This window comes from Yoonia sp. MH D7, from assembly GCF_054439475.1.
Genome location: NZ_JBTJCF010000001.1, coordinates 2006438 through 2019800 on the forward strand (window position 1 = coordinate 2006438; position 13363 = coordinate 2019800).

Annotated in this window: 16 protein-coding genes and 1 other RNA gene; 8 read left to right on the forward strand and 9 right to left on the reverse strand. The window is 55.1% G+C overall.

What is annotated here, in order from left to right; translation table 11 throughout:
• Positions 1–36: 36 nt before the first annotated feature.
• Positions 37–405 carry a helix-turn-helix domain-containing protein gene (locus ACXLHR_RS09750; RefSeq protein ID WP_458791256.1) on the reverse strand — a complete coding sequence of 123 codons (369 nt, stop codon included), beginning with the start codon at positions 403–405 and terminating at the stop codon, positions 37–39.
• Between the two features lie 254 nt (positions 406–659).
• Here ACXLHR_RS09750 and ACXLHR_RS09755 point away from each other — a divergent pair, with 254 nt between their 5' ends.
• Positions 660–1622 carry an NADPH:quinone oxidoreductase family protein gene (locus ACXLHR_RS09755; protein WP_458791257.1) on the forward strand — a complete coding sequence of 321 codons (963 nt, stop codon included), beginning with the start codon at positions 660–662 and terminating at the stop codon, positions 1620–1622.
• Here the strand turns inward: ACXLHR_RS09755 and ACXLHR_RS09760 are convergent.
• Positions 1619–2503, reverse strand: coding sequence for a LysR family transcriptional regulator (locus ACXLHR_RS09760; RefSeq protein ID WP_458791258.1), 885 nt, complete (start codon positions 2501–2503; stop codon positions 1619–1621). The two genes, ACXLHR_RS09755 and ACXLHR_RS09760, sit on opposite strands and share 4 nt — an antisense overlap.
• Before the next feature lie 114 nt (positions 2504–2617).
• Between ACXLHR_RS09760 and ACXLHR_RS09765 the strand changes: the two genes are divergently transcribed.
• From ACXLHR_RS09765 to ACXLHR_RS09775, 3 genes are all read left to right on the forward strand, one after another.
• The gene (locus ACXLHR_RS09765; RefSeq protein ID WP_458791259.1) at positions 2618–2830 is read left to right on the forward strand and encodes a DUF1127 domain-containing protein; all 213 of its coding nucleotides are present in this window, start codon (positions 2618–2620) and stop codon (positions 2828–2830) included.
• Positions 2831–2956: 126 nt separating this feature from the next.
• Positions 2957–3679 carry a Bax inhibitor-1/YccA family protein gene (locus tag ACXLHR_RS09770; protein WP_458791260.1) on the forward strand — a complete coding sequence of 241 codons (723 nt, stop codon included), beginning with the start codon at positions 2957–2959 and terminating at the stop codon, positions 3677–3679.
• A 279-nt stretch (positions 3680–3958) separates the two neighbouring features.
• Positions 3959–4246 (forward strand): hypothetical protein, encoded by a 288-nt coding sequence (locus ACXLHR_RS09775; protein ID WP_458791261.1) that lies wholly within the window; start codon positions 3959–3961, stop codon positions 4244–4246.
• Between the two features lie 552 nt (positions 4247–4798).
• Here the strand turns inward: ACXLHR_RS09775 and rpmG are convergent.
• The 6 genes from rpmG to gatC all read right to left on the reverse strand — a co-directional run bounded on the left by rpmG (position 4799) and on the right by gatC (position 8792).
• A complete protein-coding gene (rpmG, locus tag ACXLHR_RS09780) occupies positions 4799–4966 on the reverse strand; it encodes a 50S ribosomal protein L33 (protein ID WP_011750518.1) in 168 nt (55 codons plus the stop codon).
• Positions 4967–5080: 114 nt separating this feature from the next.
• Positions 5081–5456: RNase P RNA component class A (gene rnpB / locus ACXLHR_RS09785), an RNA gene on the reverse strand.
• A gap of 11 nt (positions 5457–5467) precedes the next feature.
• On the reverse strand, positions 5468–6088 hold the full coding sequence (locus ACXLHR_RS09790; protein ID WP_458792521.1) for an N-acetylmuramoyl-L-alanine amidase: 621 nt from the start codon (positions 6086–6088) through the stop codon (positions 5468–5470).
• A gap of 59 nt (positions 6089–6147) precedes the next feature.
• Complete coding sequence (locus ACXLHR_RS09795; RefSeq protein WP_458791262.1) at positions 6148–6987, reverse strand: hypothetical protein; 840 nt, start codon at positions 6985–6987, stop codon at positions 6148–6150.
• A gap of 36 nt (positions 6988–7023) precedes the next feature.
• On the reverse strand, positions 7024–8505 hold the full coding sequence (gene gatA, locus ACXLHR_RS09800) for an Asp-tRNA(Asn)/Glu-tRNA(Gln) amidotransferase subunit GatA (protein WP_458791263.1): 1482 nt from the start codon (positions 8503–8505) through the stop codon (positions 7024–7026).
• Positions 8505–8792, reverse strand: a complete 288-nt coding sequence (gatC, locus tag ACXLHR_RS09805; protein ID WP_458791264.1) for an Asp-tRNA(Asn)/Glu-tRNA(Gln) amidotransferase subunit GatC — start codon at positions 8790–8792, stop codon at positions 8505–8507. The genes gatA and gatC overlap by 1 nt, the downstream gene beginning before the upstream one ends.
• Positions 8793–9203: 411 nt before the next feature.
• Between gatC and ACXLHR_RS09810 the strand changes: the two genes are divergently transcribed.
• Positions 9204–9971: a DUF2189 domain-containing protein gene (locus ACXLHR_RS09810; protein WP_458791265.1), complete on the forward strand. Its 768-nt coding sequence runs from the start codon at positions 9204–9206 to the stop codon at positions 9969–9971.
• Positions 9972–10096: 125 nt separating this feature from the next.
• Here ACXLHR_RS09810 and ACXLHR_RS09815 read toward each other — a convergent pair whose 3' ends face one another.
• Positions 10097–10546 (reverse strand): nucleoside deaminase, encoded by a 450-nt coding sequence (locus ACXLHR_RS09815; RefSeq protein WP_458791266.1) that lies wholly within the window; start codon positions 10544–10546, stop codon positions 10097–10099.
• Between the two features lie 64 nt (positions 10547–10610).
• On the opposite strand from ACXLHR_RS09815, the gene ACXLHR_RS09820 reads away from it, so the two are divergent.
• The 3 genes from ACXLHR_RS09820 (at position 10611) to ACXLHR_RS09830 (ending at position 13330) form a co-directional block, all read left to right on the forward strand.
• Positions 10611–11426: a pseudouridine synthase gene (locus ACXLHR_RS09820; RefSeq protein ID WP_458791267.1), complete on the forward strand. Its 816-nt coding sequence runs from the start codon at positions 10611–10613 to the stop codon at positions 11424–11426.
• A 61-nt stretch (positions 11427–11487) separates the two neighbouring features.
• On the forward strand, positions 11488–12309 hold the full coding sequence (locus ACXLHR_RS09825; protein WP_458791268.1) for a TerC family protein: 822 nt from the start codon (positions 11488–11490) through the stop codon (positions 12307–12309).
• A gap of 145 nt (positions 12310–12454) precedes the next feature.
• A complete protein-coding gene (locus tag ACXLHR_RS09830) occupies positions 12455–13330 on the forward strand; it encodes a 5-bromo-4-chloroindolyl phosphate hydrolysis family protein (RefSeq protein WP_458791269.1) in 876 nt (291 codons plus the stop codon).
• Positions 13331–13363 lie beyond the last annotated feature (33 nt).

The following is a 13363-nucleotide window of genomic DNA, read 5'->3' on the forward strand; positions in this document are numbered from 1 at the left end:
CGGTATCGCGAAGCCGGTAGCGGGGTCAAGGCGGTGTTAGGCCGCTTCGCTCAACACCCGCGCCAAATCAAACAGGCGCCGGCGCTGGTTTTCGGGGATCGCGTAGTAAGAGCGCAGTAGATCCAACGCTTCTTTATTAGAAAGCACATCACCAGGAACCTCACCCGAAGTATAGGTATCATTCTCCAGATCCAGGCCTTCAAAAAAGAACGACACAGGCACTGACAGCACATGCGCAATGTCCCAAAGACGAGAGGCGCTTACTCGGTTCATGCCTGTTTCATATTTCTGGATTTGTTGAAACTTGATGCCCACGGCCTCTGCAAGATGTTGTTGCGTCGTGCCATTCATCCAGCGGCGTTGGCGAATACGTTGTCCCACATGGACGTCGACGGGATGTTTCATGGTTAATCCTTACTACTTGTTTATACATTCACAAAGTGCACGCGACTCACGTCAGGTGTTTGGGCTATATTGATGTTTTCCATCACAAAGAATTAACACGCAACGGTTGCACAGGCAGACCTGCCCTTAAAGACAGGTCAAGGGGCTGAAAATCGCACCCGTCGAGCAAAATACTGCTTCATGGTTTGCGTTTTAGCGCAAATTTCGCAACATCAGCGGCATCAATATGGTCCGCGAAAGAGGGGGATTCTCCAATGTTAGGGTTTCAAGTTACGGGTTTTGACGCCGAACCACAGCTTTGCGACGTCAGTGATCCCGTGCCAAAAGCCGGTGAAATCTTGGTCGCGATTCACGCCTGCGGGTTGAATTTCGCCGATCTCCTGATGGCAAAAGGTAGCTACCAAGACATGCCCGAACTGCCCTTTGTGCTGGGCATGGAGGTTTGCGGCACGGTCATCGCCCATGGCGAAGGTGTCACGCATCCTGCCATCGGCACCCGTATCGCAAGCTTTGGCGGGTCCGGCGGATTGGCGCAGCGCGGTTGTTTTCCCGCCAACACGACCCTGCCGGTGCCTGACAGCATGTCCTCAGAAATCGCGGCGGGGTTTTATGTCGCCTACGGCACCTCTCATCTGGCGCTGACCGACCGCGCAAGGTTGCAGGCGGGCGAAACACTATTGGTGTTAGGCGCTGCGGGTGGTGTCGGGCTGACAGCGGTGGAAATCGGCAAGGCGATGGGGGCTACCGTGATCGGTGTGGCGCGTGGCGCGGATAAATGCGCGATTGTAAAAACAGCAGGCGCAGATCACGTGATCGACAGCGACACCCATGACATCACAGTAGCGGTAAAAGCATTGGGCGGCGCGGATGTGGTGTATGATCCCGTGGGCGGCGACATGTTCAAGGCGGCGATGCGTGCCACCAATCCCAAAGGCCGGATTATCGTAATCGGCTTCGCCAGCGGCGATGTGCCGCCTATCCCCGCCAATATACTCTTGGTCAAAAATATCGACGTGCTGGGGTTTTACTGGGGCGGCTATCTTAAATTCCGGCCTGATCTGGTGGCACAAAGCATGCAGTCACTGATCGACATTTATAACAGCGGCTCGCTCCACCCCCACATCAGCCACATCTTGCCACTGGCACAGGCGGCTCACGCACTTGATCTGCTGCGCACCCGCAAATCCACAGGCAAGGTTGTGGTCACAATGACCTAAGCCGATTTCACCTCTGCCAACACAGGATGCCGGACACGGTAAGCGGCAGTAACCATGTCAACCAGATCCGCCATTGCCGGACCCGCCCCCGGATCGCCGCGATACATGTTGATATTTAGCTCTCCCAGTTTCGGCAGACCGGCACTTGCAGGGATCACGGTCAGGTCCGCAGGCTCGGTGCCTTCCAAACTGGCATGTACCGCAAGGTCGGCACTGACCGTGGCCATAATCGCGGTATCGCCATCGCCCTCCATCGCCATTTCCCACCCGATGCCCGCGCTATCCAGCGTGCGCTGGGCAATCGTGCGAAACAGGCAGACATTTGAAAATGCCAGCCGCAATGGGCGCGCGCGCCCCGCAGTGCCGTTTGGCGCACCGATCCACACCAGTTTGCGGGTGGTCAGGGTCGTATGACCTGCGGTGCCTTCAGGTTCCGTGGTCAAAATCAGATCAACCTCGCCACGCGCAAACTGCGCCTTAAGCAGATTGGTACTGGACGCCACCAGTTTTACCCGCAGCCGTGGATAAGCCGCCGCAAAGCGCTGTAGAACCTGTGGAATAGCGGGGTAGATAATGTCATGCGGCACCCCCAACGTAATCTCGCCCTCATAGGCGTTTGCGGTCAGCTTGCCGTAAACTTCATCATTCAGCTCTAACATACGGCGCGCATAACTCAGCATTTGCTCGCCCATCGGGGTCAAGGCGATGGTCCGCGCGGACCTGTCCATCAACGAAATACCCAAACTTTGTTCCAACCGCTTCAACTGCATCGACACTGCCGATTGCGTCAGGTTCAAAAACCCCGCCGCACGAGTCACCCCGCCCGCATCCGCCACAGCCACAAAAGAACGCAGAGCGGTTAAATCAAGATTTCGCGCCATATCACAATTCCTTATGCATTGCCGAACAACCATTCATTTTCTTTATGATCGCAAGTCAGGCATATATCAAGAATTGAAATACAAATCACACCTTACATCACGAAAGCACATGCCATGTCGTATATCAGCACTGAAAGATGCAGCGCACCAACCAATCGCCGCTCACTTTTATCAACATTAAAAATCTGGTATGCATTGGGCCAGCAACGACACGCCCTGCGCAAACTCTCGCCCGCCCTCCGCAACGACATCGGTATCAGCCGCGCACAGGCGCAATTCGAGGCCAACAAGCCGGTCTGGGATGTGCCCGATAGCTGGACCGAATAACTTAGCGCATTCACCATAAATTCGCGCCACTTGGCTCGGGAAAGCCTTGAATTCCCGCCCCATTATGCCAATGTAATACCCGAGGGTGCCACAACCGGCGCCAACCTGTATCAATGGAGGTCTGTAATGGCTCAACAATACGAAACGATCCGCACTGCGGGCTCCGTTCGCACCGCGGCGATCGACGAAGGCCTGCGCGCCCACATGAACAAAGTCTACGGCACGATGTCCGTAGGCCTGTTGCTGACATTTGCTGCGGCTTGGGCCGTAGGCAACAACGCCGCGATGATGAACACATTGTTCACCGGATTTACCCGCTATATCGTGATGTTTGCACCGCTGATCATGGTCTTCGCGTTTGGCGCGATGATTAACAAGCTGTCCGCCGCTGCCGCGCAACTGTTCTTCTACGCCTTCTCTGCGGTGATGGGCGTGTCGATTTCTTATATCTTCGCGGTCTATACCGGCATGTCGATTGCCCAAATCTTCCTGATCACCTCGATTTCTTTTGCTGGCCTGTCGCTCTATGGCTACACCACCAAGAAAGACATCTCCGGTTGGGGCTCGTTCCTGATCATGGGTGTTATCGGCCTTATCGTGGCAAGCGTTGTGAATATCTGGCTGGCATCGCCCGCCTTGATGTTTGCGGTTTCCGCAATTGGTGTGCTGATCTTTGCAGGCCTGACTGCCTACGACACACAGCGGATCAAAACCGAATACGTTGCCCACGCAGCACAAAACGACAGCGAATGGCTGGGTAAGGCGGCAATTATGGGCGCGCTTAACCTCTACCTGAACTTCATCAACATGTTCATGATGTTGCTGTCCTTATTCGGCAACAGAGAGTAAACACTCTACCCTTAATCGAAACGGCAACGAAGCCTGCCAAGACACTGTCTTGGTAGGCTTTTTCTATGGCAGAGCGCCTTTGCTCAAGACGATCAAATAATCTGAGATCGGTTCAATATCTTGTAGCTAAAATGAAAACACTTCGCTTTTTGAAAAAGCCAACGTTGGTTATAGCCTACGTCATTTCCGCACCTAACAGGGTGCATCCAGCGCTGACGTGTCATCGCAGGATTCATATGTGACCCAGCCCCACAAGATCCCCCATCGTGGCGCGCACCTTTGACACCGCATAGATACTCATTGCTGAAAAAACTCACCGTAACCCGCGACATCGGCGCGTTCATTCGCCCCGCCGGCCTCCGCTACCCCCTATTGCTCGACAATCACGAGGCGATCCTCGTGAATGGAGCGGTCAGCCAAAGCCCCCATCTCGGGACACAGACCCATATGATGACAGGACACATGGCACGCGCACAGATAGCGCAGATGCGTGTAGAGAACAGGACCCATGCCCACCCGACAACAGCGCGATTCGGCTGCGAAAAAAACCTCTCATCGCACGCTTGATTGCGCGCGACGCTAAAAAATCAGAGGCCTTTGTTTGCGGGACTGCCACCACGCCTCTTGTGCCGCCCACCCCGCGCGATGCAACACCCACACTGTCACCTTACCCGACCAGCCCCGCTCGTGCGCCCCACACGCGCTAGTATGACACGGAATAACGCAGTGCATGACACAGGCCACACTCATCTTCGTCGACCAATCTCGCGAGGCCACAGCTTTGCTGCAACCACCTCGTTCTTACCAGTTCATCAACAGACCACGCGCAACAGCAGTGACGCGGTCGACACCAAATCAACCCACAACAGTCTGCTCGCACATATTTGGACGCAGAATACCTGCAACACGCCAGATAACGTCATCCCCGACAAAAAACTTATACTGGACGTTGTCTTATCAAAATAGCTGCCGCATGTCGTAACACCGATCCACCGCAACATACCTGCCATTGTCTGCGCAAGGCATTAAAATAATGTGAACCCCGCCTCGCAGTCCACTCAAACGAAAAAGGGCTGCGCATTTCTGCACAACCCCCTAACTCTTCCAAGTGGCAATCAATTACTTGATTTTGCCTTCCTTGTACTCAACATGCTTGCGTACAACTGGGTCATACTTGTTGACTGTCATCTTCTCAGTCATCGTACGTGCGTTCTTCTTAGTGACGTAAAAATGGCCAGTACCCGCAGTGGAGTTCAGGCGGATCTTGATTGTGGTTGGCTTCGCCATAACTCATATCTCCTGCTTGCGGGCCATCATCGGCACAACGCATAATTCATATATCGTGCCTTTTACCGCTACCACCCCGCGAGTCAACTGCAAAGCGCGAAAACAGGCCCAAAAATGCGCGGGCGGCCTGTAAGCCGGATCTTGTCTAGGGTCCGAAGACCCCGAGATGATCATTCATCTGGACCGATTGTTACCAACCGGCCTCTAGCTGCCAACCCGGGCTTCTCGGGTTCAAGCGTCCCTGTGGTTGCCCACACGAAGCCCCTATTTGGCATTGCTCCCGGTGGGGCTTGCCGTGCCGTCTGTGTTGCCACATCCGCGGTGGGCTCTTACCCCACCGTTTCACCCTTACCTCCATATAGAAGGCGGTCTGTTCTCTGTGGCGCTATCCCTAGGGTTACCCCCGCCGGGCATTACCCGGCACCGTGCTTTTCATGGAGTCCGGACTTTCCTCGAAGAGTTACCCCCCCGCGATCATCCAACCACCCGCGCAAGGTTGCGTTAAGTGCTCAGAGGGCTTTGGTCAACGGGGAATCGGTTCGCGAGGTCGGCAATCAACGCGAGATCGGTGGCGTCCAACGGACCATGCACGGCTGGGCGAAACCGCAACCGAAAACATTGCAGCAACACGTCAGGGTCATCAGAGGCGGTATACCCAAAGCGGTGCATCAAGCCGACAAATTGCTCTAGCAGAGCACCCTGCCCCCGGTTTGGCCACACACTTAGCCCCTCACGGGCCAACCGTTGCCAGTCAAAGCGAGCACCGGGATCAATTTTGCGCATTGGTGACATATCCGAATGACCAATCACACGGTGGGCAGGAATGTTCCAACGGGACATGATACTCTGCAACAAATCAGACAAACTATCCATCAGCGGGGCGGAAAACGGCGAATAGCCGTCGTTCGCCAACTCAATGCCGATAGAGCGGGAATTGACGTCCACCACATCGCCCCAACGGCCAGCCCCCGCATGCCACGCACGCTGATCCTCAGCGACCAGCGACATAAGCGCGCCGTCCTCGGCAATCAGATAATGCGCTGATACTTGGGCTTCGGGATTACACAACGTTCGACAGGCCGCGTCAGCCGACACCATCGCGGTATAATGAAGGACAATCAGATCAGGGACCGCGTCGCCCCGTCGCGGCCCGAAATTCAAAGATGGATGGGTAAGCGAAGTCAGTTGCCTGCAACCTGCTTGAACGGTGCAGGGTCCCAACCGCAGGCAAAACCGTCACCATCGGGATCGATACCCTTGCGGTCACGTTCCGGACCGCCCGAGGCCAGAAAATCACGCTGCGCTGCATCGGGCGAGCCATATTTCACGCAGTTGCGCTCGAACCGGCCAGAGCCCGAAAACACGGAACGGGAATAATATTCCTGCCCCTTCACATTGGGCGCATTCAAGGCATATTCCACGATATTTGGACCCGTGGTTCCACTGCGTTCCGGCACTGCAATGACCTGTACCTGCTCGCGGTTTGCCGCTTGTGCAGCACGACGCTGTGCATCGGATTCGATCGTTTCACGGCTGGCAACAGCTTTAAAATCCTGCTCGTCGGAAATGCCCACATTGCTTTGCAGTGCGGGCGCGGCATTGCCTGGTGTGGCTTGAATACCCTCGCGAAACCCGTCAGCAGCAGGGGACACCACGTTCGTCATTGCAGTCATTGGCGCACCGGATGCGGTGTCTTGCGGGGCAGCTGAAAGTGAGGATGCGCCGATGCCGGCAGCGGCCAGATCAGCCGCGCCAATCCCACCGGTTTGCACCGGTGCAGGGGCGCTAAATGTCGTGGACGCTTGTGCTGGCGAGGTTTGCACCGGCGACGTCTGAACCGCCGCGGGTGCGGTGAACGTGCCACTCGTGCCCGCGCCGGTTACAGCCGCCTCGCGACGCGCGCGCTGCAACTCGTATTCGGCGTAGTCGTTGAACCCCGGACCGGCATTGCTTGCGGGCACGGGCGGCGAGCAGGCTTGCAACGCCATCATTCCAATCAGAGCAATACCAGCAGTTTTCACGTCTATCACCTCAAAATCCTATAGATCAGGCAGGCCTTACCACCACTTTTGCGGCTTGGCTACAAAACCAGCAGCCTGTTCCAGCGCATAGGCGACATTTAGCAAATCACCCTCTTCCCACGGACGACCAATCAACTGCAATCCAAGCGGCAAACCGGACGCATCCAAACCTGTTGGCACGGTAATCCCGGGTAGACCAGCAAGGTTCACTGTAACAGTAAACACATCGTTAAGATACATTTTGATCGGATCGGCGTCGGCCATTTCGCCCAACCCAAAGGCGGCAGACGGCGTCGCCGGCGTCAGGATCGCATCAACACCAGCCGCAAACACCTGATCAAAATCGCGCTTGATCAAAGCACGGACTTTTCGTGCGCGGTTATAATAAGCATCATAAAAACCTGCCGACAACACATAAGTCCCGACCATCACACGGCGTTGCACCTCGGCACCAAAACCTTCGGCACGGGTCTTTTCATACATCTCGGTGATGCCATCACCCGCCGCCAGTTTCGCACGATGGCCAAAACGCACACCATCGTAACGCGCAAGGTTCGACGATGCTTCGGCAGGCGCAATCACGTAATAGGCAGGCAAAGCGTATTTGGTATGCGGCAGCGAAATGTCACGCACTTCAGCGCCCGCATCCTTTAACATTGCCGTGCCATCAGCCCACAGTTTCTCGATCTCGGCAGGCATCCCGTCCATGTGATATTCTTTCGGAATACCAATGACTTTGCCCTTAATATCACCCGTCAACGCGGCTTCAAAATTCGGCACAGCCATATCCATGCTGGTGCTATCCTTGGGGTCATGTCCGCACATGGCCTCCAGCATAATCGCCGCGTCACGTACGTCTTTGGTCATTGGGCCCGCTTGATCCAAAGATGACGCAAACGCCACAACACCCCAACGCGACACACGGCCGTAAGTCGGCTTAATGCCTGTAATGCCAGTGAACGCAGCGGGTTGGCGAATAGAGCCGCCAGTATCAGTCCCCGTCGCACCCAAACACAGATCCGCAGCAACCGCCGCCGCAGATCCGCCAGATGACCCGCCGGGCGTCAAATCACGGTCGTCAACCTTCCAAGGGTTCACAACATCGCCATACACAGACGTCTCGTTAGACGACCCCATAGCAAACTCGTCCATGTTCAACTTGCCCAGCATCACCGATCCGGCGGCAAACAACTGGCTCGTAACCGTGCTTTCATACTCGGGCTTGAACCCTTCAAGAATCCCCGACGCCGCCTGCGACGCTACACCCTTGGTGCAAAACAAATCCTTAATCCCCAACGGGATCCCGCACATATCAGGCGCATCACCCGATTGAATACGGACATCCGCCGCAGCAGCCTGTGCGCGCGCAATCTCGGGGGTGTGATGCACAAACGCATTAAGCTTGTTTGAGCCTTCAATCGCACCCAGATATGCCTCGGTCAATTCAACGGATGAAACCTCACCCTTTCGCATCGCATCGCGGGCTGTGGCAATCGTAAGTTTTGAGAGATCAGTCATTATTCCACCACCTTCGGCACTGCAAAAAACCCTTCACGGGCATCAGGCGCATTCTTCAAAACAGCGATTTGCTGACCACCATCATTCACAACATCCGCACGGCGTTTCAGCCGCTGCGGGGTCACCGACGTCATCGGCTCAATACCCTCGACATCAACTTCATTCAGCTGCTCGATGAACCCCAAAATCGCGGAAAACTCTTGCGCCAACGCGGGCAGCGCTTCGTCTTCGACCTTGATGCGGGCCAATTTGGCCACGCGGCGGGCAGTTTCGGTATCAATCGACATGCATAGGCCTCCAGCATACGGGGGGTAAACTCTGGACTTTCGTTTACCCCCCAGCCCCCTACCCTGCAAGGGCAAGCCACATCGCATCTGCCTGATCACGCACAAAAATCCACTATTTCGACCACCATTATCTGGCAATGCTAAAAAATCATGGTCAGAATTGACATCAATCGGCAGTGACGTCGTGGAAAAACTGACCGATTTAGGGCTTGTTGCAAAGACGTCGACATCAAGGTTGAGGGCGAAAGTGCTGCACAAAGATTTAACCCGCTCAGGTCCTGCGGATTTCAACAGAATCCCAAAACCAGCGGCTATAACGCTGCCCGTTTTTATATCCGGACTTGATGCAGGTCATTGCATCCCGATACCTCAACAGGTCAAATCCCCCAAACGCGCGTCGGGAGGACAGCAATGCACGACAGACCAAACGGGGCACCCAAAGTGCGTCCCATCACAACCAGTGACATTATACATAGCCTGCGCGCTGGCGTGAAAGACTTTGTAAACGCCCCTTTGCCCGGCCTGTTTTTCGCCAGTTTCTACGTTTTTGTCGGACTGATCATGGCGTGGATCACCTATGCGACTGGCACAACATTCTGGCTTGTGCTGGCCGTCTTGGGGTTTCCGCTGATTGGTGCTTTTGCGGCCCTCGGCCTTTACGAAACCAGCCGCAGACGCAGCAATGGCGAGCCGCTCAAGTTGCGAGAGATAGCAGGTGTCGTGTGGGCACATAAAGTCGGGCAACTGCCGTGGCTTGCGGTGATTCTCGTTATTCTATTCCTGTTCTGGTTTTTTCTGGGCCATATGATTTTTGCGTTGTTTCTGGGTCTGTCGCCAATGACCAACGTGTCAAATTCCACCGAAGTTTATTTTTCCACCAACGGTCTGAAAATGTTCGGTTTTGGCACGGCAGTCGGCGCAGGTTTCGCAGGGCTTACCTACGCACTCTCTGTATTGGGCATGCCGATGTTTCTGGACCGCGACGTCGATTTTGTCACGGCGATGATCACCTCGTTCCAAGCGGTGCGCGCAAACCCGATCATTTATCTGGCATGGGGCGCCTTCATCGGGATCGTGACCATCATCGCGATGATTCCTGCATTCTTGGGGTTGTTCATTGCGATGCCAATTTTGGGTCACGCGACATGGCACCTGTATAAGGCCGCGACCACCACTTAGCGGCGGCAGGCCCACAGCATGAACATCGCGAAAAACCCCGCTATGCCAACCAATCGATTTTTGAATCCCAAGGCTCATTTTGGCAAGACGTCGGCAAGACGCATGCAAGACGCGAAAAAGACAGCCTATTTGCGTCTTTTTGCAAAAAAATCGCGCAGCAAGGCCTCGGATTCAATTGACCCGATCCCGTCATAGATTTCCGGCTTGTGATGACATGTGGCATGTTCAAAAACCCGCGGCCCCTGCGCCACACCACCTGATTTCGGGTCGGCCGCACCGTAGTAAAGACGGCCAATCCGCGCGTTGGAAATCGCTGCAGCACACATCGGACATGGCTCTAGCGTGACGTAAATATCGTATCCGGTTAACCGTTCCTGACCCAAGGTCGCACAGGCAGACCTGATCGCCAAAACCTCGGCATGAGCGGTGGGGTCGTGCAGTTCTCTTGTGCGATTTCCAGCAATGGAAACAACACCTTGAGGACCAACAACCACAGCACCTACAGGCACTTCGCCACGCGCGCCCGCTGCAATCGCTGCGTCCATGGCCGCGTCCATATGGCTTTTGAAACTCATATCTGTGTATGCCGTCTTCACGCGACCTCTGGCAAGGGGCGAACAAAGCCGCTATGGCAGTGATATGAGTAATAATGACACCCCCGCAGGCGACCGCATCGCCAAAGTTCTATCTCGCGCCGGCATCGCGTCGCGCCGCGCCGCAGAGCGCATGGTCGATGAAGGCCGCGTGTCGGTGAACGGCAAAACGATCACCAGCCCTGCCCTGAACGTGACCCCTGACGACAAGATTGTCGTCGACGGAAAACGCGTAGGCGAGCCCGACGCACCGCGCATCTGGCTTTATAATAAACCCGCCGGTTTGGTCACCTCGGAGCGCGACGAAAAGGACCGCCCGACCGTGTTTGGCGCCTTGCCCGAGAGGATGCCGCGTGTCATGTCGGTTGGTCGTTTGGATATCAATTCGGAAGGCTTGCTTGTCCTTACAAACGACGGGGAAATAAAGAGAAAACTGGAATTACCCTCGACGGGCTGGCTGCGCCGATACCGTGTGCGCATCAACGGATCGGTGTCAGAGGCACGGCTGGACGAACTGCGCGCGGGCATCACCGTGGACGGGGTGCATTACCAGCCGATGGTTGTGACATTTGACCGCCAGCAAGGGGCCAATGCATGGCTGACCGTGTCCATTCGCGAAGGTAAAAACCGCGAAATCCGTCGCACAATGGAAGCAATCGGTGTGGTCGTGAACCGCCTGATCCGCGTAAGTTATGGCCCGTTCCAATTGGGCAATCTGGCGCAGGGCGATGTCGAAGAACTCAAGGCCCGTGTGGTCCGGGACCAACTAGGTCTTGCGGCACCCGCCCCTGTAACCCGCACCCGCAAGGTAACAAACCGTCCGATGAAAAAACCTGTCACGGGGAAAAAGCCTTCTCGTTGAACCCTTGTCGCCCCCTGCGAGTTCATGCAAATGTTGAACGATTATAAATGGGGACAAATCTGTGGCTGACTTACTGACATTTGAAAACGCAACAAACCTGGTGATGCTTTGCTTTTTGCAAGCGGTATTAGGGTTCGATAACCTGCTTTATATCTCTATCGAGAGCCAGCGCGCGCCAGTCGCACAGCAAAAGTCCGTGCGCACTTGGGGGATTATCATCGCCGTAGCGCTGCGCGTTATTTTGCTATTTGTGATGATCAAATTGATCGCAACCCTGTCTGCGCCATTTTATGTTTTTGACTGGCCCGGAGTTCTGGAAGGCGGCGTCAACTTTGCGACCTGTGTATTTATCATCGGCGGCGTGTTTATCATGTATACGGCCGTGAAAGAGATCGGTCACATGTTGTCGATCGAACAGCTGGGCCATGGGGTCACGCAAAAGTCGTCCAAATCAGCGACGCGCGTTGTCGTTCTCATTGTCATGATGAACTTGATTTTCTCTTTCGATTCAGTGCTGTCAGCGCTTGCGATTACGGATGTATTTCCAGTATTGGCCGCAGCTATTTTGCTGTCGGGTCTGGCGATGCTTTTGTTGGCCGACGGTGTGACGCGGTTCTTGGAAAAGAACCGGATGTATGAAGTGCTAGGCCTATTTATCTTGTTGATTGTTGGTGTTGTTTTGCTGGGTGAATCTGGCCATGCGGCTGGTGCTGCGGTTCATGACGAAACGCTTTATATCAAGGTGTTTGGCAAAGAAATCACGCCAATGTCGAAAGCGACGTTCTATTTTTCCGTGGTCGTCTTGTTCGCGGTCGAGATTTTGCAGACACGCTACAAACGCAAATTGAACGCCGAACGCAAGGTGTTGCAAAAACATTCGTAAATCAGTGACATACCCCCTATATTTATGGGGTATGCTACAGGGACCAGTAAGGAGATCCGATGCCTAAACCATTTCAACGCGGCGCTTATGTCGTTCTTGTCGTCTTGTTGTTCGGGGTCACCTCAGGCTGGTTGGGGTCACTGTAATGGCGAAGCGGTTTGGTGGAGAGTATAGCCCCAATGGTGATGCATCTGGTTCGTTAGAGGTCATTGACGACCGTCAGGTAGACGCCGCAGGCGGGCGTTCCAACGTGTTGTTTATCCCCGCGATAGTTTTGGTTGCGACGACGTTCTCAGACGGAGCTGGGGCGCTAGTCACTGGCCTTGCGGGGGCTGCGGCATTGACGTTTGCGGCGATGTTGCTGCGTGAAGGGTTGCGCGCAGAGGCAGCGTACGACTTGCGCAAAGTAGCGCGCAAACCGGCGTTTCCGCGTAAAATATTTGCGTCTGCGCTAACCGGGATCGGTGTAGCGTTGGCCTGTGCTGCGCATGGTGCCGACATTACCACGACCCTGCTATATGGCCTTGCCGGGCTTGCTGTTCATGTTGCGGCCTTTGGCATCGACCCCATGCGCGACAAGCGCATGGAGGGGATTGATACGTTTCAGCAAGACCGCGTTGCCCGTGTAGTGGACGAAGCCGAGGCGCATCTGGCGGTGATGACGGGGCAGATCGAAGCCTTGGGAGATCGTGCGCTACTGGTGCGGGTGACTGCGTTTCAGACCGCTGCGCGCAAGATGATCCGTACGGTGGAAGAGGACCCGCGTGACCTCACAGGTGCGCGTAAATTTCTGGGCGTTTATCTGATGGGTGCCAAGGATGCGACGATCAAATTTGTTGATCTCTATCGCCGGTCCCGCGATGCAACTGCGCGTGCAAGTTATGAAGAATTACTGGGCGATCTGGAGCAAAACTTTGCGTTGCGCACACAGAAAATGTTACTCGACGACCGGAGTGATATGGATATCGAAATTAAAGTGCTGCGCGACCGCTTGCACCGCGAAGGCGTGAGCATAAAGTAAATAACGCGGGCGCAAGCCTGATTTAACGAGAGG

Bases quoted from the DNA above. Each gene is read 5' to 3' on its own strand.
- ACXLHR_RS09765 (WP_458791259.1), top strand. From the start codon at position 2,618: ATGTCGTATATCAGCACTGAAAGATGCAGCGCACCAACCAATCGCCGC.
- gatC (WP_458791264.1), bottom strand. From the start codon at position 8,792: ATGTCGATTGATACCGAAACTGCCCGCCGCGTGGCCAAATTGGCCCGC.
- ACXLHR_RS09830 (WP_458791269.1), top strand. From the start codon at position 12,455: ATGGCGAAGCGGTTTGGTGGAGAGTATAGCCCCAATGGTGATGCATCT.
- gatA (WP_458791263.1), bottom strand. From the start codon at position 8,505: ATGACTGATCTCTCAAAACTTACGATTGCCACAGCCCGCGATGCGATG.
- ACXLHR_RS09760 (WP_458791258.1), bottom strand. From the start codon at position 2,503: ATGGCGCGAAATCTTGATTTAACCGCTCTGCGTTCTTTTGTGGCTGTG.
- ACXLHR_RS09820 (WP_458791267.1), top strand. From the start codon at position 10,611: ATGAGTAATAATGACACCCCCGCAGGCGACCGCATCGCCAAAGTTCTA.
- ACXLHR_RS09750 (WP_458791256.1), bottom strand. From the start codon at position 405: ATGAAACATCCCGTCGACGTCCATGTGGGACAACGTATTCGCCAACGC.
- rpmG (WP_011750518.1), bottom strand. From the start codon at position 4,966: ATGGCGAAGCCAACCACAATCAAGATCCGCCTGAACTCCACTGCGGGT.
- ACXLHR_RS09770 (WP_458791260.1), top strand. From the start codon at position 2,957: ATGGCTCAACAATACGAAACGATCCGCACTGCGGGCTCCGTTCGCACC.
- ACXLHR_RS09810 (WP_458791265.1), top strand. From the start codon at position 9,204: ATGCACGACAGACCAAACGGGGCACCCAAAGTGCGTCCCATCACAACC.
- ACXLHR_RS09815 (WP_458791266.1), bottom strand. From the start codon at position 10,546: ATGAGTTTCAAAAGCCATATGGACGCGGCCATGGACGCAGCGATTGCA.
- ACXLHR_RS09755 (WP_458791257.1), top strand. From the start codon at position 660: ATGTTAGGGTTTCAAGTTACGGGTTTTGACGCCGAACCACAGCTTTGC.